Source organism: Pseudomonas sp. GW821-FHT01A09, from assembly GCF_058986725.1.
The window spans coordinates 146,762-171,267 of sequence record NZ_JBYSWB010000013.1 but is presented as its reverse complement, the minus strand read 5'-3'; the positions used below and the strand labels follow the sequence as shown (position 1 = coordinate 171,267).

Sequence of the window (24,506 nt, the reverse complement as noted above, 5' to 3'; positions counted from 1 at the left end):
ATCGCCGATGGTAGTGTGGGGCTTCCCCATGTGAGAGTAGGTCATCGTCAAGATTGAATTCCGAAACCCCCATCTGCACAGGCAGGTGGGGGTTTTGTCTTTTCGCCTTCCGAAAGATCCTGCAACCCAATCCTCGCTCCATGCGACTCGTTCTGTCGCACCAGCATGATAAAGTTTGCCCCTAGCTCCGCTCACCGCCAAGGAAGCCCGAATGTCGCCCGCCACTCCCATCACCCCCGGCTTCATGATCGTCCACGGCAACCGTCTGGATGAACTGCGCGGTCTGGTAGTGAGTTGGATGCGGCGTTACCCTCTGCGCCCGCTGGAAAGCGAAATTGCTCTGGTACAAAGCAACGGTATCGCTCAATGGCTGAAGCTGGCCTTGGCAGAAGACCCTGCGCAAGACGATCTCGGTGGCTGTGGCATCGCCGCGGCTGTAGAGGTGCAGCTGCCCGGAAGCTTCATGTGGCAGCTATACCGTAAAGTCCTTGGCAAGGAAGAAATCCCCGCGACCTCGCTGCTCGACAAGGCCCCCTTGACCTGGCGCCTGATGCGTCTGCTGCCACAGCTTATCGACCAGCCCCATTTCGAGCCGCTGCAGCGCTTCCTCACCGACGACACCGACCTGCGCAAACGCTACCAGCTGGCCGAGCGACTCTCCGACCTGTTCGACCAATACCAGGTCTACCGTGCCGACTGGCTGGAAGACTGGGCTGCCGGTCGCCACCAACTGCGCAGCGTCCGTGGTGAAGCCAAGCCCTTGGCCGTTGCCAACTGCTGGCAAGCTGAACTCTGGCGCGCGCTGCTGCATGACGTCGGTGCCGAAGGGATGGCTCAAAGCCGAGCTGGCGTGCATCAGCGCTTTATCGAGCGCATCGAACACCTCGAGCAAGCACCACCAGGCTTGCCGTCACGAGTGATAGTGTTCGGTATCTCCTCGCTACCGGCCCAGGCACTGGAAGCGCTCGCCGGCCTGGCGCGTTTCAGCCAAGTGCTGCTCTGCGTTCATAATCCCTGCCGCCATCACTGGGCCGATATCGTTGCCGACAAAGACCTGCTGCGTCATCAATACCGTCGCCAGGCTCGCAAACAGGGCACACCGTTAAGCATTGATGCCGGCGCCATGCACCAGCACGCCCACCCGCTGCTGGCTGCCTGGGGCAAGCAGGGCCGGGACTATATCAACCTGCTCGACAGCTACGACCAACCTGACAGTTATCGCGCCGCCTTTCGCGAAGGTCGTATCGATCTGTTCAGTGAGTCAACCACCAGCACCTTGCTGAACCAGTTGCAGGACGACATCCTCGAACTGCGCCCGCTGGCCGAAACACGTAGCACCTGGCCCGCAGTCGATCCGGTGAAGGACCTGTCGATACGCTTCCATGTCGCCCACAGCGCCCAGCGAGAAGTAGAGATTCTTCATGACCAACTGCTGGCTAGATTCAGCGCCGACGCCTCGCTGCGCCCGCGTGACATCATCGTCATGGTCCCCGACATCGACAGCTATGCGCCGCATATCCGCGCGGTGTTCGGCCAACTACCGCGCGATGACCAACGCTTTATTCCCTTTACCCTGACCGACCAAGGCCAACGCGGCCGCGATCCGCTGCTGATCGCCCTCGAACACCTGCTCAAGCTGCCTGACAGCCGCTTCGCCGTCAGTGAGATTCTTGACCTGCTTGATGTCCCGGCTTTGCGCGCCCGCTTCGGTATCGAAGAGCGCGACCTGCCGACCCTGCATCGCTGGATCGAAGGCGCCGGCATCCGCTGGGGCCTTGATGCCGACCAGCGTGCCAGTCTGGGCCTGCCTCACGGCCTCGAACAGAACAGCTGGCACTTCGGCTTGCGACGCATGCTGCTGGGCTACGCCGTTGGGGCGGGGGAAGGCTGTGACGGCATCGAACCCTACGACGAGATCGGCGGCCTCGACGCGGCGTTGATCGGCCCGCTGGTGGCACTGCTCGACGCCCTTGCCGTGGCCCACCAGCAACTCTCGCAAACGGCGCTGCCGAGCCAGTGGGGCGAGCGCCTGCATGGACTGTTGCAAGTGTTCTTCCAGGCCACCAGCGAGCACGATGACTATTTGTTGGTGCAACTCGAAGACCTGCGCGAAACCTGGCTTCAGACCCGCGACAGCGTCGGCCTCGAAGAAGCGTTGCCCCTGACTGTGGTCCGTGAAGCCTGGCTGGCGGGGCTCGATGAAGGGCGTCTGTCCCAGCGCTTTCTGGCCGGTTCGGTGAACTTCTGCACGCTTATGCCGATGCGCGCCATTCCATTCAAGGTGGTGTGCCTGCTGGGCATGAACGACGGCGATTACCCGCGCGCCCAGCCGCCCTTGGATTTCGACCTGATGGGCAGCGACTACCGCCCCGGCGACCGCTCGCGCCGTGAAGACGATCGCTACCTGTTGCTCGAGGCGCTATTGTCCGCCCGGGACCAGCTCTACATCAGCTGGGTCGGCCGCAGCATTCGCGACAACAGCGAGCGCCCGGCGTCGGTCCTCATCGGCCAGTTGCGTGATCACCTCGCCAGCGGCTGGCAACTGGCCGACCGCGCAGGTGACCCCGACGCCTTGCTCCATGCGCTCACTCTTGAGCACCCGCTGCAGCCATTCAGCGCACGGTACTTCCACGAGGGCAACAAACAGCTGTTCAGCTACGCCCGCGAATGGCAGCAACTCCACAGCACCGTACAAACGGGCGAGGCCACTGTCGCGCTGGAGGCATACACGCCCACCGCCGCCCTGAGCATCGCCCAGTTGCAGGACTTCCTGCGCAACCCGGTCCGCCACTTTTATAGCCAGCGGCTGAAAGTCTTTTTCGAGGCGGCCCAGGCCCCCTCACCGGATGAAGAGCCGTTCAGCCTCGATGCCCTGCAACGCTATACCCTCAGCGACAGCCTGCTGGCCGCAGGTATGGCCAGCGTCGATAGCGTCGACCATGCCCTGCAGTCTCAGGCCCAACGTCTGCAAGGCAGTGGTCTGCTACCGATGGCCGGTTTCGGCACTCGGCTGCAAGCCGAGCTGATCGAGCCCTTGCCCGACTTGCTCGCCCGCTATCACGACTTGCGCGTGCTGTGGCCGATCACCCTCGACAGCGCGTTGCCGATCAGCTTCAGCCATCAGGGCGTGACCCTCGAGGGCTGGATCGGCGGTCTGCAGCAGCGTGCCGATGGCGGGTTGCTCAGTGTCACCACCATCGCCAATGCCATCGGCGGCGCACGCACACGCAAATGGCATCGGATGATCCGCTGCTGGGTCGACCATCTCGCCGCCTGCGCCGTGGGCTTGCCATTGACGACGGCGCTGGTGGCCAGCGACGACACCCTGATCCTCAAGCCCCTGAGCGAGGATGCCGCCGCCGCACGCCTGCGCGACCTGCTCGGCGCCTGGCTCATCGGCATGGCCGCGCCGCTGCCGGTTGCGGTCAAGACGGCCTTCGTCTGGCTCGGCCAGAGCGATCCCGCCAAGGCGCAAGCCGCCGCCAGCAAAGCCTACGAAGGAGACGGTATTACCTTCGATGGCGAGCGCCGAGAAAGCGTTGCTCTGGCACGGCAATTCCCCGACTTCGGGGCCATGCTCGCTGATGAAACCTTCAGCGGCTGGTGCGACACCCTGTATCGCCCGCTGTTCGAAGCCCCTTGGCAATCCGTCGACGCCCAGGAGGCACAGGCATGACTCGATCCGCCCCCCTGGCCCTGACGTTCCCGCTGCGCGGCAGCCAGCTCATCGAAGCCAGCGCCGGCACCGGCAAGACCTTCACCATTTCGGCGCTGTACCTGCGCCTTGTGCTCGGCCACGGCGGTGAGCCCAGTGGCTTCGGCCGCGAACTGCTGCCGCCACAGATCCTCGTAGTGACATTCACTGATGCTGCGACCAAGGAGCTTCGCGACCGCATTCGCACCCGACTGGCCGACGCGGCGCGTTTTTTCCGCGACGAGATCCCCAGCCCCGATGCGCTGATCGAGCAGCTGCGTGGTGACTACCCGCCCGAGCACTGGGCGGCCTGCGCCAACAAGCTCGACATCGCTGCCCAATGGATGGACGAAGCTGCGGTCTCGACCATCCACAGCTGGTGCCAGCGCATGCTGCGCGAACATGCGTTCGACAGCGGCAGCCTGTTCACCCAGACGCTGGAAACCGACCACAGTGAACTGCTCGGCGAAGTGGTGCGCGATTACTGGCGACGTTTCTGCTATGGCCTGGAAGGCGACACCCTGACCTGGGTACGCACTCACTGGAACAACCCGGCCGCGCTGCTGCCTCGCGTACGCGCGCTATTCGGCACCCACAGCGCCAACAACGATGGGCGCGAACCCGGGGAGATCATCGACGCCAGCCTGCAACAACGCCGTGAGGTCCTGGCCGCCCTCAAACAGCCTTGGGCGCAATGGGCTCAGGAACTGCTCGCGCTGTTTCACGCTGGAGTCGCCGCCAAGGCCGTGCACGGCAAATACATCCAAGCGCGTTTCTTCGAGCCTTGGTTCGCGAAGATCACCGCCTGGGCGAGCGACGAAGACCAGCATCAGCTCGACATCGGTACAGGCTTCACCCGCTTGACCCGGGAAGGCGTGGGTGAAGCCTGGAAGACCGATCCGCCGGACCATCCCGCGCTGGACGCCATGCTCGATCTGCCCAGCCAGCTCGACGGCCTGCCCAGCCCCGATGCCGCGGTCTTACAACATGCGGCCCACTGGATCGGCGAACGCTTCGAAGCGGAGAAACGCCGGCGTGCCGAAATGGGCTTCGACGACATGCTGCTACGCCTCGATGCGGCCTTGGGCGGCTCGAGCGGCGAGCGTTTGGCCAGCCTCATCCGCGAACAGTTTCCGGTCGCGCTGATCGATGAATTCCAAGACACCGACCCGGTGCAGTACCGTATCTTCGAGCGCATCTACCACATCGAGGACAACGATCCCTCCATCGGGCTGTTCCTGATCGGCGACCCTAAACAGGCGATCTACGCCTTCCGCGGCGCCGATATTCATACCTATCTGCGTGCGCGTCAGGCGACTACCGGGCGCTTGCACACCTTGGGCAAGAACTTCCGCTCCAGCACTGCAATGGTCGCTGCGGCCAACCATGTATTCGCCATCGCCGAGCAGCGCCAGTCGGGCCGTGGGGCTTTTCTGTTCAAGGACGGTGAGCACAATCCGGTGCCGTTCCTGCCAGTGGATGCCCAGGGCCGCAAAGAGACGCTGCAGGTCGACGGCGCCACTCTGCCTGCCATGACTCTTTGGCAATTGCAAAGCGAGGCGCCGCTGTCTGGCGAGGTCTACCGCACGCAAATGGCCGCCGTGTGCGCCAGTGAAATCGTCCGCCTGCTGACGTCCGGGCAGCACCAGCACGGTGGCTTCGTCGATGCCGAGGGACGCTTGCGCGGTATCCGCCCGGCCGATATAGCCATCCTCGTGCGCGACGGCAAGGAGGCCCAGGCCGTGCGCGGTCAACTGGCGGCGCGCGGTGTGCGCAGCGTGTATCTGTCCGACAAGGACTCGGTGTTCGCCGCCCAGGAGGCCCATGACGTGCTGGCCTGGCTCAAGGCTTGCGCCGAGCCCGACGCCGAGCGGCCGCTGCGTGCTGCGCTGGCGTGCATCACCCTGGACCTGCCGCTGGCCGAGCTCGAGCAACTCAATCAGGACGAGCTGGCGTGGGAAGCGCGGGTCATGCAGTTCCGTGAATACCGCAGCCTGTGGCGCACCCAAGGCGTGCTGCCGATGCTGCGACGCCTGCTGCACGATTTCGCCTTGCCGCAGACCTTGATGCTGCGCGGCGACGGCGAACGGGTGCTGACCAATTTGCTGCATCTGAGTGAATTGCTGCAACAGGCGGCCGGCGAACTGGACGGCGAACAAGCGCTGATTCGGCACCTGGCCGAACACCTGGCGTTGTCCGGGCAGGCGGGTGAAGAGCAGATCCTGCGTCTCGAAAGCGACGAGCAACTGGTCAAGGTAGTGACCATCCACAAATCCAAAGGCCTTGAATACCCGCTGGTTTTTCTGCCCTTCATCTGCTCGGCGAAACCGGTGGATGGCAAGCGCCTGCCGCTGGCTTATCACGACGAGCATGGCCAGGCCCATGTGACCCTCAGCCCGACGGCGGAGCAGATCGCCTTGGCCGATGACGAGCGCCTGGCTGAAGACCTGCGGCTGCTCTACGTCGCCCTGACGCGTGCGCAATACGCCTGCTGGCTGGGCATCGCCGACCTCAAGCGCGGCAACCACAAGGATTCGGTGCTGCACCGCGCGGCCCTGGGCTATCTACTCGGCGGTGGTCAGCCATTACCTGAATCCACCGCTCTGGCCAGCTGGCTGCGCGACCTGCAGCAGGGCTGTGCCAGCATCGCTTACCCGAGTCTGCCCGAGGCCAATGACCAGCACTTTATCGCGCCGGTCAACGACGCGCCCCTGCGTGCCGAGCTGATACCTTTGCGCAAGGCGGCCGAGAACTGGTGGATCGCGTCCTACAGTGCACTGCGTATCAGCGACGACCCGGTCGCCGCACCGGACAGTGCCCAGGCGCAAAAACTCTATGACGACGAACGCCTCGATCCCCTGGCGCCTCGTGAAGTGCAAGCCAGCAGCGGCGATATCCATCGCTTCCCGCGCGGCCCCAACCCCGGGACCTTTCTCCACGGCTTGTTGGAGTGGGCCGGTACCGAAGGCTTCGGCCAGGTCGATCCGGCAGCCATTCAGGACAGCGTCGCGCGGCGCTGCAACCGGCGTGACTGGAGCGGCTGGATTCCCACTCTCACTGACTGGCTGCAGGCCCTGATCGCCCAGCCATTGCTGCTGGCCGAGGGGCAACCCGCTTGCGCCCTCAGGGACCTGCGCGAATACCAGATCGAGATGGAATTCTGGTTCGCCAGCCACCGCGTCGATGTCAGTCGCCTCGACGCGCTGGTGCGCGAGCACACCCATCAGGGTGCACTGCGCGCGCCAGCTCAGGGCGCCTTGTTGAATGGCATGTTCAAGGGCTTCATCGACCTGACCTTCGAATACCAGGGCCGCTATTACGTGGTCGACTACAAGTCCAACTGGCTCGGCCCGGACGAGCAGGCCTACACCTGGGAAGCGATGGATCAGGCGATCCTCGATCATCGCTACGATCTGCAATACGTGCTCTATCTGCTGGCCCTGCACCGTCAGCTCAAGGCGCGATTGCCGGACTATGACTACGACCTGCATGTCGGCGGCGCGCTGTTCATCTTTCTGCGCGGCGTGCACGCGCCCACTCAAGGCTGCTATTTCGCCCGACCGGACAAAGCGCTGATCGAGCAACTCGACGCACAGTTCCGCGGGGAGGCCGCACCGCGGCCGCCCGCCGTCCAACAAGGCGATCTGTTTCAAGGAGCCGGCGCATGAGCCGCACGTTCGATGATCTGTTACCGACCCCTCTGGATGCCGAGAGCCTGGCGCGTTTGCAGCCGCTGACCGCTGGCGGCGATCTGCTGATCTTGCTCGAGCGCTGGGTCGAGCGCGGTTGGCTGCGGGCGCTGGACAAGGCCTTCGTGGCCTTCCTCGCCGAGCTCGACCCCGAGGGCGATCCACTGGTGCTGTTGGCGGCAGCGCTGACCAGTCATCAACTCGGTCACGGTCACGTCTGCCTCGACCTGGGCGCGACCTTGGCCGAGCCGGACTTCGCCCTGTCGCTGCCGCCCGAGGGCGATGCGCTGACCGGGCCCTTGCTGCTGCCTTCGCAACTGCTCGAACACCTCAGCCTGCAGGCTTGGCGCGAGACCTTGGCGGCCAGCGCCCTGGTCGAGAGCACATTGCCCACATCAGGACAGCCGGTGACCGCCAGCCAGCGCCCGCTGGTGCTCGCCGGCCAACGCCTCTATCTGCGCCGTTATTGGGGTTATGAGCGGCGTATCGATCGCGCCCTGCGTCAACGCCTTGCGCAGACGTCCAGCGCCCCGGCCGACCTTGCCGAACGCCTGGCGCAACTGTTCCCGGCGCAGACCGAAGTACCGGTGGACTGGCAAAAGCTCGCCTGCGCCCTGGCGACCCGCAGTGGATTCAGCATCGTCACCGGCGGCCCCGGCACTGGCAAGACCACCACCGTGGTGCGCTTGCTGGCCTTGCTGCAAGCGCCCGCAGTGCAAGCCGACAAACCCCTGCGTATCCGCCTGGCGGCACCGACCGGCAAGGCCGCCGCACGCTTGACCGAGTCGATCAGCGCCCAGGTGGCCTCGCTGGACGTCGACCCGGCGGTGCGGGCACGCATCCCGGTGGAAGTGACCACGGTACACCGTCTGCTCGGCAGTCGCCCGGGCACGCGGCATTTTCGTCATCACGGGGGCAATCTGCTGCCGCTGGACGTGCTGGTGGTCGATGAAGCCTCGATGATCGACCTGGAAATGATGGCTAACCTGCTCGACGCCTTGCCCGCCCATGCGCGGCTGGTGCTGTTGGGGGACAAGGACCAGTTGGCTTCGGTGGAAGCCGGGGCGGTGCTCGGGGATCTGTGCCGTGACGCCGAGGCCGGCCGCTACAGCCCCGAGACCCGCGCCTGGCTGGAGCAGGTGGGGCACGAGCAACTGGACGGCAGCGACTTGCTGGCCGGCACGACCAGTGAGCATCCTTTGGCCCAGCAAGTGGTCATGCTGCGTTATTCCCGGCGCTTCGGCGAAGGCAGCGGCATCGGCCAGCTGGCGCGGCAGGTCAATCGCCAGGCGCCAGAGCAGGCGCGAGCGTTGCTGCAAAAGGGCGAGTTCAAGGACATCCACTCGCTGCAGCTCAAAGGTGAGCAGGATCGGGCCCTGGAGAAACTGTTGCTCAATGGCCACGGCGCAGCGGGTCCCAAAGGCTATCGCCACTACCTTGGACTTATCCACAGCCAGCGTCCGGCACCGACGCTGGACCTGCAGTCGCCGCAATGGGCGCAGTGGGCGCGGGCGGTATTGAGTGCGTTCGATGAGTTTCAATTGCTCTGCGCCGTACGCAAGGGCCCTTGGGGCGTGGAACGGCTCAACCAGCGTGCGACCCAGGCGCTGTTCGCCGCCGGTTTGATCGAGAGCGATCAGCACTGGTACGAGGGTCGCCCGGTGCTGATGACCCGCAACGACTATGGTCTGGGCTTGATGAACGGCGACATCGGTATCGCCTTGCGCCTGCCCGAAGCGCCGGGTTCGCAGCATCTGGTACTGCGCGTTGCCTTCGCCCGCAACGATGGCGAAGGTGGCGTGCGCTTCGTCTTGCCAAGCCGCCTCAATGACGTCGAGACGGTCTACGCCATGACGGTGCACAAGTCCCAAGGCTCGGAGTTCGCCCACACCGCGTTGATCCTCCCGGACGCGCTGAATCCGGTGCTGACCAAGGAGCTGATCTACACCGGCATCACCCGGGCGAAGCACTGGTTCACTCTGATCGAACCGCGCAAGGGCGTGTTCGAAGATGCGGTGAAGCGCAAGGTCAAACGGCTAAGCGGGTTGATGCTCGAAAGTTTGTAAGGTCTTGATGATGTGTAGGAGCTGATGTCCTCTTCGCGGGCAAGCTCTGCTCCTACCGGTGTACGACTCCGTGGGAGCAAGGCTTGCCCGCGATGACGTCGGCCCAGCCACCGCAACCCATCAGCCTACCGCCAGACTCTGCTCCACCTCAATTCCCATGAACCGGCGCACCCGCTCACCCTCAGGCTGGCCACGGATGGCCTGAGGCGCGGCATCCAGTTGGATATTGCCGTTCTCCATGAACAGCACGCGATCGGAAATCGACATGGCGAAATCCATCTCGTGGGTGACGATCACCAGTGTCATGCCCTCGCGCGCCAGTTCGGCGATCACCTTCAGCACCTCACCTACCAACTCCGGGTCCAGCGCCGATGTGGGTTCATCGAACAGCATGATCTGCGGCTCCATCGCCAGCGCCCGAGCAATCGCCACCCGCTGTTGCTGCCCACCGGACAGCTGATGGGGATACTTGGCGGCATGGGCCAGCAGCCCGACCTTGTCGAGCAAACGCCAGGCGCGCTGCTCGGCCTCGGCCTTGGGCACGCCGTGATAGCGCGGCGCCAGGGTGACGTTGTCGAGAATGGTGCGATGCGGGAACAGATTGAAATTCTGGAACACCATGCCGATCTGCCGCACGCCCTTGCGCACCTGGGCGTTGTTGGGCGCGTCGTTGGCGTGAATGTAGCTCTCGCCGAACAGCACTATGTCGCCCTTGTCGATGGTTTCCAGGCCATTGATGGTGCGGATCAGCGAAGTCTTGCCCGAGCCGGAAGGGCCGATGATGGAGATCACCTGACCGCTTGCGATGTTCAGGTCGATGCCCTTGAGCACCTCATGATGGCCATAGCGCTTGTGAATATTCTGCAACTGCAGCGCCGGTGTGGCATCCAGGGATTTGCCCAGGGCAGTGGTTTGCGGTACAGGCGCGAGGCGCTGGCGGAAGGCAGCGACACCATCGTCGGTGAGGGTCTGCGGCTTGCGCAGGCTCAAGTCCAGGTATTGCTCCAGACGCTGCAACAGCCAGCCGAACACGGTCACGATCAGCACGTAATACACGCCAACCGCGGCCAGGGTCTCCATCACCAGGAAGTTCTGCGCATACAGGCGCTGGCCGACGGTCAGCAACTCGGTCAGGGAAATCACCGAGATCAGCGAGGTCAGTTTCACCACCGTGATGTACTCGTTGATCAGCGTCGGCAACGAGATCCGGAACGCCTGCGGAATCACGATCAGCCGTTGCAGGCCAAGCACGCCGATGCCCAGAGCACGACCGGCTTCCTTCTGGCCCTTGAGCACCGAGATCAGGCCGCCGCGGTGAATCTCGGCCATGTAGGCGGCTTCCGTCACCACCAGCGCCAGCAGCCCGGAATAGAAGGGTACCGACAGCACACCCCCGGTCGCCGGGAACAGCTGCGGCAGGTTGTAGACGAACACCACCAGCACCAGCAAGGGGATGCTGCGAAAGAACCAGATATAAATCGACGCCGGCACCCGCAGCCACGCCGAGGTCGAAAGCTTGGCCGAAGCCAGCAGGAACCCCAGCAGCATGCCGATGAGCCACGCCAGGGCGCTCAGCTCGATGACCGTCAGCGTCGCCTCCCAGAAGGCCGGCATCGAAAACAGCGAAACAAAATAGGACCAATCGAATTGCATACGTACCTCTCAGTCAAGCCACACAACCGCTTCAACGCAGATCCTCTGTGGCGAGGGGGCTTGCTCCCGATACGGTATGCCAGAAAAGTATCAGTGCCAGACACACCGTATCGGGAGCAAGCCCCCTCGCCACATCGAGACGGCGGTGACTGACTCAGTCAGCCGCTTCCAGATTGTATTTCTTCAGGATGGCTGCGTACTCACCGCTCTTCTTGCTGGCCTCCACCGCCTTGAGCAGCGCCTGATAAGTCTCGTCGTTGCCCTTCTTCACATAGATGCCCAGCGTCTGCGGATACACCAGCTCATGTGAGGTCACCACCACACGGCCGTTGGTGCGGTCGGCGATCATGTGGGCGGCACCGGAGATCTCCACCTGGGCCTGAATGTTCTTCGACAGCAGCGCCTGCGTGACTTCCGGCGCCGATGGGTACTCGCTGATGGTGATCGCGCCCTTGTTGTTCGGCACGCAGTACTCGGCCGACAGTTTGTTGAAGGCCGCTACCCAGGTGGTGCCTTGCTCGAGGCCGACTTTCAGCCCGCATAGGTCTTCGGGTTTCTGCGGTTTCAGCTCGCTGTCCTTGGGCGTCATGATCGCCGCGCCGGTCTTGGCGTAGGGGATGGTCTGCGCCTGAGTCTGACGTTCCGGGGTGATGTACATGCCGGAAATGATCGCGTCGTAGTGACCGGCGTTCAGGCCCAGAATCAGGTTGGGAAACTTGGTGTCGACGAAGCTGGCCTTGACGCCCATCTCTTTGGCCAAGGCGTGGGACAGCTCGGGGTCGGAGCCGACCACGTTCTTGTTGGCGTCGTAGGACTCGAACGGCGGGTAGGTGATTTCCATGCCCACTTTCAGTTCCCCAGGCGTTGCGGTGGGAGCGGCCAAGGCAGCGCCGGCTGCGAGCAGGCCGGCAGCCAGGAGGGTCAAGCGCGTTACGTGAAGGTTCGACATAGGCGGTGCTCCAGCAATGGGGTGAGGTTTTTTCAGGACGGTTGCGGCTGTTTTTTCAAATGGCCGAAGCTCGATGGCTTGCGCGCCTTGGCGGGCAACTGCACCTCGCCGTTTTCCACACGCTTGCGCAGGTACGAGTAGGTCTGCAGCGCCTGCCCGTACATGTGCTCGCCAATAGCGATTTCTTCGTACTCCTGACCCTCCTTGGCGAAGCTCGGCAAGGGCTTGATCTGGGTGTGAAAGTCGCAGGCGTAGAACAGCGGGAACGAGTAGCGCTCCTCGCCGACCTTGCGCACCCGGTGAGCGGTGGCGACGAAGGTGCCGGCGGTCATCACTTCGAGCATGTCACCGATATTGACCACAAAGGCATCCGCCACCGGTGGCGCATCGATCCACTGGCCGAGATCGTTCATCACCTCCAGCCCCGGCTGCTCGGAATGCAGAATGGTGAAGCACTCGTAATCGGTGTGGGCGCCGATCCCCGGGGCATCCACCGCATCGGCATCGAAGGGATAGTGGATCAGCCGCAGCTTGGACGGTGGGCGGGTGACCATGGCATCGAAGTAGTCTTCAGGCAGGCCCAGCGCCAGGGCGAAGCCGCCGAAAAGCTTGCGGCCCAGGGCGAAGATCGCCGCATAGTAGGCCTGCACCGAGGGCTTGAAACCGGGGAGCGTCGGCCAGTCGTTCGGGCCCAGCAGCGGCGTTTTGGCCAGCACCAGCGGGTCATCGGCGGGCACTTCGAAGCCGACGTCGAAGGCCTCCTTGTGATCCGGCTTGCCCTTGGAGTACACCTCTTCGCCTTCCGGCACGAAGCCCTTGTGGGTCGCCGAGGTACCGATGTAGTGGCGCATCTTGGCGTCCAGCGGCTGGGCGAAATAATCCTTGGCCGCCTGCTGCAGGTTGGCGATCAACTCCGGCGCGATGCCGTGGCCGGTGATGTACAGAAAGCCCACATCGCTGGCGGCACGGCCCAGTTGCTCGGCCACGGCCAGGCGATGTTCGAGTTCGACGCTGAACAGCCCGGCGATATTCACCACCGGAATGCTCTTGAAGTTGGCGACAGGCTGGTCACTCATGACTGGGCTCCTGGAATGTGCGGCGATTGACTGAAGCGTTCGAAGTGCGCGCGCTCGGTGCGGCCCATCCACTGGTTCAAGGACCAGAGATCGGCGACCGGCACGTTGGTGAAAGGCAGATGATGCAGGTAACCGTCGGCTCCGAATTCCGGAGTCAGGGTGCTGACGCTGAAGCCGCGGCGTTGCTGCGAGCGCCAGATGGCCTCCCAGTGCTGCTGATGAAAGGCCAGCTCGCGGGCGTATTCCGGGGCGCCGGGGTGCGGTACCTGCGGGCCCTGGTCGTAGCCGACCCGGGCCTGGATGTGGTGGACGCGGTCGATGAAGGGCGTGAGGTCGTCGGCCGGATCGTCCAGCAGGCGTTCGCAGGTCACGATCCAGTGGCTGATGTCGCTGGTAAACCGCAGGTCCGGCAGTTGCCGAATCAGTTCCAGGGTTACCCAGGGGCTGTACAGCGAACGCGAGCGATGGGTTTCGAAGACGCAGGTCTGGCCGTGCTTGGCGGCCAGGGCCATGGCGGCGCCGAAGAAATCTACCTGCTCGCTCATGCCCCAGCGATCGTTGCCGGCGAGCACGTTGACGAAGCGCGGCGCCAGTTCGCCGACCCAGCCGAGCTTGCGTTCGAGGTCGGCGAGGTGCTCAGCGGGCAAGGCCGATTGCACGGGCAATACGTCGTAGGCAGTGAACAGGGTGGCGATATAGCCCAGCGCATTGGCGCGCAGGAAGGCGGCGAATTCGGTGCGCTCGGCGGCGTCCAGCGGCATGCGTGCTTCCATGCCGTCGAAGCCTGCGGCCAACAACTCTTCAAGGGCCTGGGCCTTGCTGGCGGTGTAGCCCCAGAGGGTGCGAAAAATGTCCAGTTGCATCACGGTGCTCCTCTCGGCTGCTGCGTGGCAACGCATCGGCCAGGCCGTGCGTGCGCGTTGTCATGGGCAGTAGCAAAGGGGAACCGCTGGAGCCGCTGCTCTGTGTCAGTGGTCTCATGGGCCGATCTTAGGCAGGGCAGAGGAGGGGAAAGAATAGGCGCGGTGAAATCGATAGTTCAGGAAAATCTAAACTATGGACCTGTAGCGAGGGGGCTTGCCCCCGAAAAAATCCACAGGCGCCATACCGGTGTGGCTGATCGAGTTTTTCGGGGGCAAGCCCCCTCGCTACAGGGTTTGCTGGAACTTGAGGGGCGCTGGTTCGCCCATGAGGAAGTCGTGGTTCATCTCGGTCACGCTGCGGATGTAATCCCAGAGCAAGGTGATGCGCTTGAGCTTGCGCAAATCCTCCCGGCAGTACATCCAGAATTGCCGAGTGATCGCCACCTCATCCGGCAGCACCGCGATCATCCGCGGATCCTGCGCCGCCAGAAAGCACGGCAATATCGCCAGCGAGCGGCCCTGCAACGCCGCCACATACTGGGCGATCACACTGGTGCTGCGCAGATTGGCGCTGGCGCTGGGCAGCAGGTTGGCCAGATACAGCAGCTCCGAGCTGAACGCCAGATCATCCACGTAACTGACGAACGGATGGCTGTTGAGGTCGCTCAGTTGCCCAATCGGCCCGTGGTCGTCCAGGTAGCTCTGGGTGGCGTACAGGCGCAGTTTATAGTCGGCCAGCTTGCAGCACACATAGGGCCCATGCTCGGGGCGTTCGAGAGCGATGACGATATCGGCTTCGCGCTTGGACAGGCTGATGAAGTGCGGCAGCGGCAGGATGTCGACGGAGATCGCCGGATAGGCATCGACGAAATGGCTCAGTTGCGGGGTGATGAAAAAGCTGCCGAAGCCCTCGGTGCAGCCCATGCGGATATGCCCCGAAAGTGCCACGCCGGAGCCCGACACCTGTTCGCAGGCCATGTGCAGCGTGCTCTCGATGGTCTCGGCGTAGCTGAGCAGGCGTTGCCCCTCGGCGGTCAGCACAAAGCCGTTGGTGCGCGACTTTTCGAACAGCAAAGTGCCCAGCGCGGTTTCCAGCGAGGTGATGCGCCGCGACACCGTGGTGTAATCCACACCCAGGCGTTTGGCGGCGTTGCTGGCCTTGCGCGTGCGGGCGACCTCGAGGAAAAATTTGAGGTCGTCCCAGTTCAGCGCGTTCAACGAGGTAATGTTTTTTTGCATGTTGGACCGGCTTTATTCTGCGTTTTTATTGGAAGTTTGCACATCTATACTCCAGTACGACCCCATTTTCCAAGCCATACCAACGGTTGATGGCTCGTCTCCCTGATCGGCCCTGTGAGCTCGATCAGACTTGCGCACAATAAAAATAAGTCGGAGATATCAATGAACGCATCCCTCACACCCGGCCAGACTGCCGTGCAGTCCGCCAAGCTGTTGATCAACGGCCAGTGGGTCGAATCCCAGACCAGCGAATGGCGTGACATCGTCAACCCCGCCACCCAGGAAGTCCTCGCCCGCGTGCCCTTCGCTACCAGCGACGAAGTCAACGCCGCCGTAGCCGCCGCCCAGGAAGCCTTCAAGACCTGGCGGCACACACCCCTGGGCGCGCGCATGCGCATCATGCTCAAGCTGCAAGCGCTGGTGCGTGAGCATTCCAAGCGCATTGCCGTGACCCTCAGTGCCGAACAGGGCAAGACCGTCGCCGACGCCGAGGGCGATATCTTCCGCGGCCTGGAGGTGGTGGAACACGCTTGCTCCATCGGCACCCTGCAGATGGGCGAGTTCGCCGAGAACGTCGCTGGTGGCGTCGACACCTACACCCTGCGCCAGCCGATCGGCGTCTGCGCGGGCATCACCCCGTTCAACTTCCCAGCGATGATCCCGCTGTGGATGTTCCCGATGGCCATCGCCTGCGGCAACACCTTCGTGCTCAAGCCCTCCGAGCAGGACCCTTTGTCGACCCTGTTGCTGGTGGAGTTGGCGCTGGAAGCCGGGGTGCCGCCGGGCGTGCTCAACGTGGTGCATGGCGGCAAAGAGGTAGTGGATGCCATCTGCACCCACCCGGACATCAAGGCAGTGTCGTTTGTCGGTTCCACCGCGGTCGGCACCCATGTGTATGACCTGGCCGGCCGCCATGGCAAGCGCGTGCAGTCGATGATGGGCGCCAAGAACCACGCCGTGGTGCTGCCCGATGCCAATCGCGCGCAAACCCTCAACGCCCTGGCAGGGGCTGCCTTCGGTGCGGCAGGCCAACGCTGCATGGCGACCTCGGTGGCGGTGCTGGTGGGGTCGACCAAGGAGTGGATTCCCGAGCTCAAGGCGCTGGCGCAGAAACTCAAGGTCAACGCCGGCAGCGAGCCGGGCACGGATGTCGGGCCGGTGATATCGAAGCGCGCCAAGGAGCGCGTGCTGAGCCTGATCGCCAGTGGCGTGGAGCAGGGCGCGACCCTCGAACTGGATGGCCGCGACGTGGTGGTGCCGGGCTATGAGGAAGGCAACTTCGTCGGCCCGACGCTGTTCTCCGGGGTGACCACCGACATGCGCATCTACACCGAAGAAATCTTCGGGCCGGTGCTGGTGGTGCTCACCGTCGATACCTTCGACGAGGCCATCGCCCTGGTCAACCGCAATCCCTTCGGCAACGGCACCGGCCTGTTCACCCAGAGTGGCGCCGCTGCGCGCAAGTTCCAGAGTGAAATCGACATCGGCCAGGTGGGCATCAACATCCCGATTCCGGTGCCGGTGCCGTTCTTCAGTTTCACCGGTTCCCGTGGCTCCAAGCTGGGGGATCTGGGCCCCTACGGCAAGCAGGTGGTGCAGTTTTACACCCAGACCAAAACGGTCACTGCGCGGTGGTTCGACGACGACAGCGTCAATGACGGCGTCAACACCACCATCAACCTGCGTTAGGAGTTCATGCCATGCGTATTGCATTCGTAGGGTTGGGCAACATGGGCGCGCCGATGGCGCGCAACCTGCTCAAGGCCGGTCACGAGCTGCACCTGTTCGATCTCAACACCACCGTGCTGGCAGAGCTGGCCGAACTCGGCGGGCAGATCGCGTTGTCGCCGCGCGCCGCCGCCGCCCAGGGCGATCTGGTGATAACCATGCTACCGGCCGCCGCCCATGTGCGCAGCGTCTACCTCAATGACGACGGTGTGCTGGCCGGGATTCGCGCCGGTACGCCGGCGGTGGATTGCAGCACCATCGATCCACAGACGGCGCGCGACATCAGCGTCGCTGCGGCAAAAAAAGGCGTCGATCTGGGCGATGCGCCGGTCTCCGGCGGTACCGGTGGCGCGCAGGCCGGAACCCTGACCTTCATGGTCGGCGCCACCCCGGAGTTGTTCGCGACGCTCAAGCCGGTACTGGAGCAGATGGGCCGCAACATCGTTCATTGCGGCGAAGTCGGCACCGGGCAGATCGCCAAGATCTGCAACAACCTGCTGCTGGGGATTTCCATGATCGGCGTGTCCGAGGCCATGGCGCTCGGCAATGCATTGGGCATCGATACCGGCGTGCTGGCGGGGATCATCAACAGTTCGACCGGGCGTTGCTGGAGTTCGGACACCTACAACCCATGGCCCGGCATCGTCGAGACCGCGCCGGCATCACGCGGCTACAGCGGTGGCTTCGGCGCCGAGCTGATGCTCAAGGACCTGGGCCTGGCGACCGAAGCGGCCAAGCAGGCGCGCCAACCGGTGGTGCTGGGCGCGGTGGCGCAGCAGCTGTATCAGGCGATGAGCCTGCGCGGTGATGGCGGGCTGGACTTCTCGGCGATCGTCAAATCCTACCAACGCTGACCGAACCCTGTAGCGAGGGGGCTTGCTCCCGATACGGTGTTTCAGGCGCTGTACAGGTGACTGATAGATCGTATCGGGGGCAAGCCCCCTCGCTACAGGGCAAGCAGGCCCGGCGGTTGTGAATCAGAACAACGAGATCGGATAGTCGATTATCACCCGATATTCATCGGTGTCACGCTGCATGTCGGTGCGGAACACCCCTTGGCGCAACGCCGTGCTCAGGCCCTTGGCCGGCCCGGACTGTACGGTGTAGGCAAGGGTGGTATCGCGGGTCCATTCCTTGCCATCGGCGCCAGCGGTCTTGATGTGATCGCCGTTGGTGTAGACGGTCTTGATCGTCCAGCCTGGGTAACCCAGCCCGGCGAAGTCATAGACATAGCGCAGCTGCCAGGCACGTTCGCCCGCGCGCTGGAATTTCCCGGACATGGTTTCGGTCATGAAGTAACTGGTGGTGCCGGCGCCTTCGTTGAGCCACACCGCATCGCTGCTGCCATTGACTTGTTGATAGCCGGCGGAAACCGCATGGGCGCCCAAGGTGTAAGTGAACAAGCCGCTGGTCAAACGGCTGTCGACCTTGCCGCGGGTCACGCCGTTACCGTAATAGCCGCTGCTGAAGTAATCGGAGTCGTGGCCGTTCTTGCCGTCGGAACTGTTGTCCCAATGGCGCAAGTCCGAGGTCAGGCGGCCGGGGCCCAGGTTGATGCCATATAACGCGCCGACAAAGTGTTGTTTGTAGAAGTTGGTCAGGTTGGCATAGTAATACTGCAGGGTCAGGTTCGGCGTGGCTTTATAGGAGCCGCCGCCGTACCAGAACTCATGGGAGTAAGTGCTGGTGGTGGTGTTGACGCCCGGATTGGTCGGATCGAGCTTGGCGTTGGAGCCGGCGATCGACAGGCCTTCTTCGTCGGTCGACCCGCGCTCTTTGACCTTGTCGATACGGCCCGCGGTGAGGGTCAGGTTGTCGATTTCCCGCGATTGCACCTGGAAGCCGTTGAAAGTCTGGAATACCAGGCGGTCACTGGCCACCAGGATCGGTAAGTTGGGTTGCAGGGTGCCGTAACGGAACTCGGTTTTCGACACCAGCGCCTTCAGTGTCGCGCCGACACTGGCGAATTCATCCACTGCGCGGCCATCGCCGTCGGTAGGGAAGATGTTGCCGTTGCGCGAGCTGCCGGTGGGGTTGTAGTGCACACCCTTGCCCGAGTCCAGCTTGATGCCGAGCATACCTACCGCATCGACGCCAAAGCCGACCGGGCCCTGGGTGAAGCCGGAGGTAAAGTTGAGAACGAAGCCTTGGCCCCATTCCTGAGTGTAATTAGGTGCCGCGGCGCCATCGCGGTTATCGGAGTTACTGTAAAAGTTACGCGCCAATAAAGTCGCATGACTGTCTTCCACCAAACCTGCTGCCATACCATTCTGAACTACCAAGAGCCCAAGAATCCCCGCGGAGTATTTAATCAAGGTCATGATGCTACCTAATGCCTTTGCATGATGTGTGAATTGGCGTGCTGTATTGGCAGTGGTGCGAGAGCGCAGGGTTTTAATCAAGGCGACAGTGATTCATCGCTTGGCTAAAGGCGGCGGTTAATTCTAGAAACGCGCTGTCCCCGGTGATCTTTGTCACGTCAGGCGCGGTACTCGGCACAGCGCAAACCTACGCAAAAGTTTCATCTCGGGGTTAAGACAACTTTGCTCTGGCTGGATAGGTAACGCTTATGACTCACGCAAGTGCAACTATTAAGTGCAGTCATCACAATGATGGTGCGAGGGGCATTGCTGCTGCCTATGTAGGCATCGGTAAATATTATCGATGCGACGCCAATCGCTGAAAGCGTTCCTCGGCCGGGTCATAAGTCGCACTTATCGCCCCAGCGGTAAACGCTCTTGGCATGTCGATGGCCAAGCCCGGTACATTGGCCTCAGATCAAGGGCAGTGCCGTGCCAGCCGAATGAGCAAGGGGCAGATAATCAACATGGATCAACACCGAATCAAGCAGCTGATCGACCTGCTGGCCGAGTCGGACCTGAGTGAAATGACCCTCAGCGAAGGCGGTACCACCGTGACGCTGAGCCGTCATGCGAACACTTCGTCAGCGGCGAGCAAGCCTGCCGACCCCTCGCCGGCCAGCGTCGGCAAGCCAGCCCCGGCCCTGGCGGCGCCGGTCGAGGCACCTACAATGCAGATCCCCGTAGCGGCCGCCAGCCAGGTTTGCTCGCCGCTATATGGTGTCTTGCACCTGACCCCGTCACCTGAAGAACCGGCCTTCGTTACGGTCGGCAGCACAGTGACAGTCGGCCAGACCCTGTGCATCGTCGAAGCGATGAAGATGTTCCATCAGGTCAAGGCCTCCCAGGCCGGGCGCGTCGACGCCATCCTCGCCCAACCCGGCGACGAGGTGGAGTCCGGCCAACCGCTGTTCAGCATTGTCTAGCTCATCCACAGGTTCCCCCATGTTCGATAAAGTACTGATCGCCAACCGCGGTGAAATCGCCCTGCGGATTCAGCGCGCCTGCCATGGCCTGGGTCTGAAGACGGTCATGGTCTATTCCGAAGCGGATGCCCAGGCGTCCTACCTGCAATACGCCGATGAGGCCCTGTGCATCGGGCCGGCTGCACCGGCGCAAAGCTACCTGAACCAGCAGGCGATTCTCTATGCCGCCCAGGCCACCGGCGCCCAGGCGATCCACCCAGGCTACGGCTTTCTGTCCGAGAACGCCGAGTTCAGCGAGCGTGTCGAAGCAGCCGGCATGACCTTTATCGGGCCCACCGCCGAGTGCATCCGTCAGATGGGCGACAAGGTCGCTGCCAAGCGCGCCATGCGCCAAGCCGGCGTGCCCTGTGTGCCGGGCCCGGAAGGCTCGCTGCCCGAAGACCCGGCGACGATTCAAGCGATCGGCGACGAGATCGGCTATCCGGTGATCGTCAAGGCCGCGGGTGGCGGGGGCGGGCGTGGCATGCGCATGGTCGAACGCGCAGAGGAACTGTTGCCGGCGGTCAGCGTCACTCGTGAAGAAGCCCGTCGCGCCTTCGGCAATCCGGAGCTCTACATCGAGAAGTTTCTCGGTCATCCGCGCCATGTGGAAATCCAGGTCCTGTGTGACAACCACGGCAGGGGCGTGTGGCTCGGCAGTCGCGACTGCTCGCAACAGCGCCGCCACCAGAAGGTCCTCGAAGAGGCGCCCGCACCGGATATCGACGAGGCACTGATGGCCGCCGTGGGTGAACGCTGCGTGCGGGCCTGCCAGCAGATCGGCTATCGCGGCGTCGGCACCTTCGAGTTCCTGTTCGAGGAGGGCGAGTTCTACTTCATCGAGATGAACACGCGCCTGCAGGTCGAGCATCCGGTCACCGAGTTGACCACCGGCATCGATATCGTCCAGCAGCAGCTGCGCATGGCTTTGGGCGAGCCGCTGGGGCTGCAGCAAAGCGATGTGCGTACCCAAGGCCACGCGCTGGAGTGCCGCATCAACGCCGAAGACCCGCAGACGTTCATTCCCACCCCCGGGCGTGTCACTCGCTGGGAAGTGCCCGGTGGCATGGGCGTGCGGGTCGACTCGCACGTGACCGCCGGTTATCAGGTGCCGCCCTATTACGACTCGATGATCGCCAAAGTCATCACCCACGGCGCGACCCGTGACGAAGCCCTGGCGCGTATGCGCACGGCGCTGGCGCAGTTGCGCATCGAAGGCATCTCCAGCAACGTCGCGCTGCACCGCGACATTCTCCAGGACCCGGACTTCTGCGCAGGTTCGGTGGACATCCACCATCTGGAACGTTGGCTCAAGGCCCGTCGAGACGCGGAGTAATCACCATGCACATCAGCAAGATTCGCCAGATCGTCGAGTGGGTCAGCAGCGCCAATCTGGCGCAGTTCGAATTGCACAGCGCCGAGTTCAGCATTCGCCTGACCCGGCCCGCCACTGCGCACGCCGACGCAACGGCCCACGTGGCAACCACCACGGTGCCTCCGGTCAAGGAAGCAGCGACCAGGGTCGCCGCCATGGCCACGGTGTGCGGACGCTTCCTGTCCCGCCATCCGTTGCGCGAGCAGCCAGAGGTGAAGCCGGGCGATGTCATCGAGCCCGGCACCCTGGTCGGCCTGATCGCCGTGGGCGAACTGCTGCTGCCCGTTGCTGCCACTGTCGGCGGCACGCTGGGCGCGTTCATGGTCGCCGATCAACAACTGGTGGGCTACGGCACACCGCTGGTGTCACTGGCCTAGCCAGTCTGAGGGGCAGCACATGAAAATCGATTTGAATGCGGATCTCGGCGAAGGCTTCGGCGCCTACCGGATGGGCGAAGACGAAGCGTTGATGCAGATCATTTCCTCGGCCAACGTCGCTTGTGGTTTTCACGCCGGCGACCCGCTGATCATGGACAGTACCGTGCGTCTGGCACTGGCCGGGGGCATAGACCTCGGCGCCCATGTCGGCTTCCCTGACCTGCTGGGTTTCGGTCGTCGGCCGATGCAGATTGCGCCGCGCGAGCTGGCCACCTACGTCATCTATCAACTGGGCGCGTTGGCCGGTTTTGCCGCCGCCATCGGCCATCGCATGACCCACATGAGCTTCCATGGCGCCCTGGGCAACATGGCCGCCGCCGACGCCGATCTTGCCGAACCGTTGATCGCGGCCGTAGCGGCGTTCGACCCGGAACTGATCATCAGTTCGTCTACCAGTCGCGCCATCGAAGGTGCGGCCGAACGTCACGGCTTGCGCGTTGCCACCACCTTTCTGGCCGATCGTGCGTACGATAAGACCGGTCTGTTGGTACCGCGCGCGCTGCCCGACTCGGTGATCAAGGACCCGCTCAAGGTCCGCGAGCGCGTGCGCCAACTGCTCGATGACGGCACCGTCACCTGCTACACCGGCGAGCGCATCAAGATCGACGCCTGCTCCATTCTGCTTCACGGCGATACCGCAGGTTCGGTGGAGCTGGCCCGCGGCATCCGTCGGGAAATCGAGCAGGGCGGCGGCCAGATAGTCCCCGTCTCACAGCTTATAGCCTGATTTTACGCGGCCTTGTGGGGCCATAAGACGCGCTTATCGCCACACAGCGATTACGTCTTGGCGCCCGCAATCGCCGCCCAGTACAGTCGATACCAAGACCTGCCATGCGGGTTGTCGAACGCTTTGATGAGGAATGCAGCATGCCATTTTCTGACTACAAAACCGCGCTGGTCACCGGGGCTTCTTCGGGCATCGGTGCCGCAACCGTCGAGCGCCTGTGCCGCGAAGGCATCACGGTGCATGCGGTGGCGCGCAATGCCGAGAACCTGGCAGCGCTGGCCGAGCGCACTGGCTGCATTCCCCACGCGCTGGACGTCGCTGATCTCAAAGGCATGACCGCCCTGGCCGAAGGCCTGGAAATCGACATCCTGATCAACAATGCCGGTGTCGACCGCCCGGGTTCGATCCTCAATGCCGACGCCGATGGCATCGATGCGCTGATCGACGTCAACCTGCGCGCCGTGCTGCACCTCACTCGTCTGTTGGTGCCCGGCATGGTTGCACGCGATCGCGGCCATGTGATCAACATCAGCTCCATCGCCGCGGCGTACAACTTTGGTGGCAACTCCACCTATCACGCCACAAAGGCAGCGGTCAGCATGCTCTCGCGCAACCTGCGCATCGATGTGTTCGGCAAGCGTGTCAGGGTCACCGAGATCTGCCCCGGTCGCGTGGCTACCGATATCTTCGCCCACGTCCACGGCAACCCGGAAGAAAGCCACAAGAAGTACATCGAAGGTTTCGAGCTGCCGGTGGCGGCGGACATCGCCGACGCCATCGCCTTTGCCATCGCCGCGCCGGTGTCGATGAACGTCGGCCATATGGAAATCACCCCAACCCTGCAAGTGCCCGGCGGCCTGCAGACGACGCGCCCTCAGGACAGTTGAGGCGGCAGCCGGACAAGAGCGGGCATGCACCCGCCACGCCTGCGGGCACCGGCTTTTATTTCATGCTGCCGCTACAGATACCCATAGGGGATTCCCATGATTAAAGGTTTCGATCTGGGGCCGATTCTGACTGGCGAGTACGCCGCGCTGATGCTGCAAGGCGCGGAGTTGACCCTCAAGCTGATGCTTGGCGCATGGCTGCTGGCCATGAGTCTGGCCTTTTTGCTGGTGGTCGTGCGCCTGACTCACAACAAGCTGGCCGAGCTGCTGGTGGCGGGCTACGTGGCCTATCACCGCAACGTGCCGACGCTGGTGCAGTTGATGCTCTGGTACTTCGGTGTACCGACCTTGCTGCCCGACAGTGCGCAACTATGGCTAGCCAACTACAGCACCGAATTCATCTTTGCGGTCATCGCGCTGGGCTTGTGTCAGGCGGCGTACTTCAGCGAAGACCTGCGTGCCGGCTTGCGCGCCATCCCTGACGGCCAGACCGAAGCCGCCCGTGCACTGGGCATGGGCTACATGCGCTCGATGCGCTACGTGATCCTGCCGCAGGGCATCCGCAACTCGCTGCCCTCGCTGATCAACCACACCGTGCTGCTGTTCAAGAACACCAGCCTGGCCATGGCCATCGGCGCGGTCGAACTGACTTACGCCACCCGCGAAGTGGAAAACTACACCTTTCGCACGTTCGAGTCGTATCTGGTCGCCACCGTCGGCTACCTGGTGGTCTCGTTGCTGCTGATGGGCATCGGGGCGCTGATCGCTCGCCGTTTCAATCTGGCCAGAGCGAGGTAA

The 24,506-nt window shown here is 63.3% G+C and carries 17 protein-coding genes; 11 read left to right on the top strand and 6 right to left on the bottom strand.

The features are described 5' to 3' along the window. Positions 1–211: 211 nt before the first annotated feature. Genes recC through recD form a run of 3 tightly spaced genes read left to right on the top strand, consistent with a single transcriptional unit; the run spans position 212 to position 9,449 of the window. Positions 212–3,676, top strand: coding sequence for an exodeoxyribonuclease V subunit gamma (recC, locus tag AC3WJP_RS16705; RefSeq protein WP_493723749.1), 3,465 nt, complete (start codon positions 212–214; stop codon positions 3,674–3,676). After that, complete coding sequence (gene recB, locus AC3WJP_RS16700; protein WP_493723750.1) at positions 3,673–7,362, top strand: exodeoxyribonuclease V subunit beta; 3,690 nt, start codon at positions 3,673–3,675, stop codon at positions 7,360–7,362. The genes recC and recB overlap by 4 nt, the downstream gene beginning before the upstream one ends. Beyond that, the gene (gene recD / locus AC3WJP_RS16695; protein ID WP_493723751.1) at positions 7,359–9,449 is read left to right on the top strand and encodes an exodeoxyribonuclease V subunit alpha; all 2,091 of its coding nucleotides are present in this window, start codon (positions 7,359–7,361) and stop codon (positions 9,447–9,449) included. Before recB ends, recD begins: the two co-directional genes overlap by 4 nt. A gap of 120 nt (positions 9,450–9,569) precedes the next feature. On the opposite strand, the gene AC3WJP_RS16690 is transcribed toward recD, so the two are convergent. The 5 genes from AC3WJP_RS16690 to AC3WJP_RS16670 all read right to left on the bottom strand — a co-directional run bounded on the left by AC3WJP_RS16690 (position 9,570) and on the right by AC3WJP_RS16670 (position 15,229). Next, positions 9,570–11,102 (bottom strand): amino acid ABC transporter permease/ATP-binding protein, encoded by a 1,533-nt coding sequence (locus tag AC3WJP_RS16690; protein WP_493723752.1) that lies wholly within the window; start codon positions 11,100–11,102, stop codon positions 9,570–9,572. 154 nt (positions 11,103–11,256) lie between these two features. Further along, a complete protein-coding gene (locus AC3WJP_RS16685) occupies positions 11,257–12,051 on the bottom strand; it encodes an ABC transporter substrate-binding protein (RefSeq protein WP_493723753.1) in 795 nt (264 codons plus the stop codon). 32 nt (positions 12,052–12,083) lie between these two features. Continuing rightward, entirely contained in the window at positions 12,084–13,127 is a 1,044-nt protein-coding gene (locus AC3WJP_RS16680) for an isopenicillin N synthase family dioxygenase (protein ID WP_493723754.1), read from the bottom strand. Beyond that, positions 13,124–13,990, bottom strand: a complete 867-nt coding sequence (locus tag AC3WJP_RS16675; RefSeq protein WP_493723755.1) for a sugar phosphate isomerase/epimerase family protein — start codon at positions 13,988–13,990, stop codon at positions 13,124–13,126. Before AC3WJP_RS16675 ends, AC3WJP_RS16680 begins: the two co-directional genes overlap by 4 nt. A 285-nt stretch (positions 13,991–14,275) precedes the next feature. Next, on the bottom strand, positions 14,276–15,229 hold the full coding sequence (locus AC3WJP_RS16670; protein ID WP_493723756.1) for a LysR family transcriptional regulator: 954 nt from the start codon (positions 15,227–15,229) through the stop codon (positions 14,276–14,278). A 162-nt stretch (positions 15,230–15,391) separates the two neighbouring features. On the opposite strand from AC3WJP_RS16670, the gene AC3WJP_RS16665 reads away from it, so the two are divergent. Next, positions 15,392–16,918 carry a CoA-acylating methylmalonate-semialdehyde dehydrogenase gene (locus AC3WJP_RS16665; RefSeq protein WP_493723757.1) on the top strand — a complete coding sequence of 509 codons (1,527 nt, stop codon included), beginning with the start codon at positions 15,392–15,394 and terminating at the stop codon, positions 16,916–16,918. A gap of 11 nt (positions 16,919–16,929) precedes the next feature. Then, on the top strand, positions 16,930–17,811 hold the full coding sequence (gene mmsB, locus AC3WJP_RS16660) for a 3-hydroxyisobutyrate dehydrogenase (RefSeq protein ID WP_493723758.1): 882 nt from the start codon (positions 16,930–16,932) through the stop codon (positions 17,809–17,811). A 123-nt stretch (positions 17,812–17,934) separates the two neighbouring features. Here the strand turns inward: mmsB and AC3WJP_RS16655 are convergent, their stop codons facing one another. Continuing rightward, positions 17,935–19,221, bottom strand: coding sequence for an OprD family porin (locus AC3WJP_RS16655; RefSeq protein WP_493735680.1), 1,287 nt, complete (start codon positions 19,219–19,221; stop codon positions 17,935–17,937). 563 nt (positions 19,222–19,784) lie between these two features. On the opposite strand from AC3WJP_RS16655, the gene accB reads away from it, so the two are divergent. From accB to AC3WJP_RS16625, 6 genes are all read left to right on the top strand, one after another. Then, a complete protein-coding gene (accB, locus tag AC3WJP_RS16650; protein ID WP_493723760.1) occupies positions 19,785–20,243 on the top strand; it encodes an acetyl-CoA carboxylase biotin carboxyl carrier protein in 459 nt (152 codons plus the stop codon). Positions 20,244–20,262: 19 nt separating this feature from the next. After that, complete coding sequence (gene accC, locus AC3WJP_RS16645; protein ID WP_493723761.1) at positions 20,263–21,618, top strand: acetyl-CoA carboxylase biotin carboxylase subunit; 1,356 nt, start codon at positions 20,263–20,265, stop codon at positions 21,616–21,618. A 5-nt stretch (positions 21,619–21,623) separates the two neighbouring features. Continuing rightward, positions 21,624–22,034 (top strand): acetyl-CoA carboxylase biotin carboxyl carrier protein, encoded by a 411-nt coding sequence (locus tag AC3WJP_RS16640; RefSeq protein ID WP_493723762.1) that lies wholly within the window; start codon positions 21,624–21,626, stop codon positions 22,032–22,034. A gap of 19 nt (positions 22,035–22,053) precedes the next feature. Next, positions 22,054–22,821, top strand: a complete 768-nt coding sequence (locus AC3WJP_RS16635) for a LamB/YcsF family protein (RefSeq protein ID WP_493723763.1) — start codon at positions 22,054–22,056, stop codon at positions 22,819–22,821. A gap of 140 nt (positions 22,822–22,961) precedes the next feature. Next, complete coding sequence (locus AC3WJP_RS16630) at positions 22,962–23,708, top strand: SDR family oxidoreductase (protein ID WP_493723764.1); 747 nt, start codon at positions 22,962–22,964, stop codon at positions 23,706–23,708. A 96-nt stretch (positions 23,709–23,804) separates the two neighbouring features. Continuing rightward, a complete protein-coding gene (locus AC3WJP_RS16625) occupies positions 23,805–24,506 on the top strand; it encodes an amino acid ABC transporter permease (RefSeq protein WP_493723765.1) in 702 nt (233 codons plus the stop codon).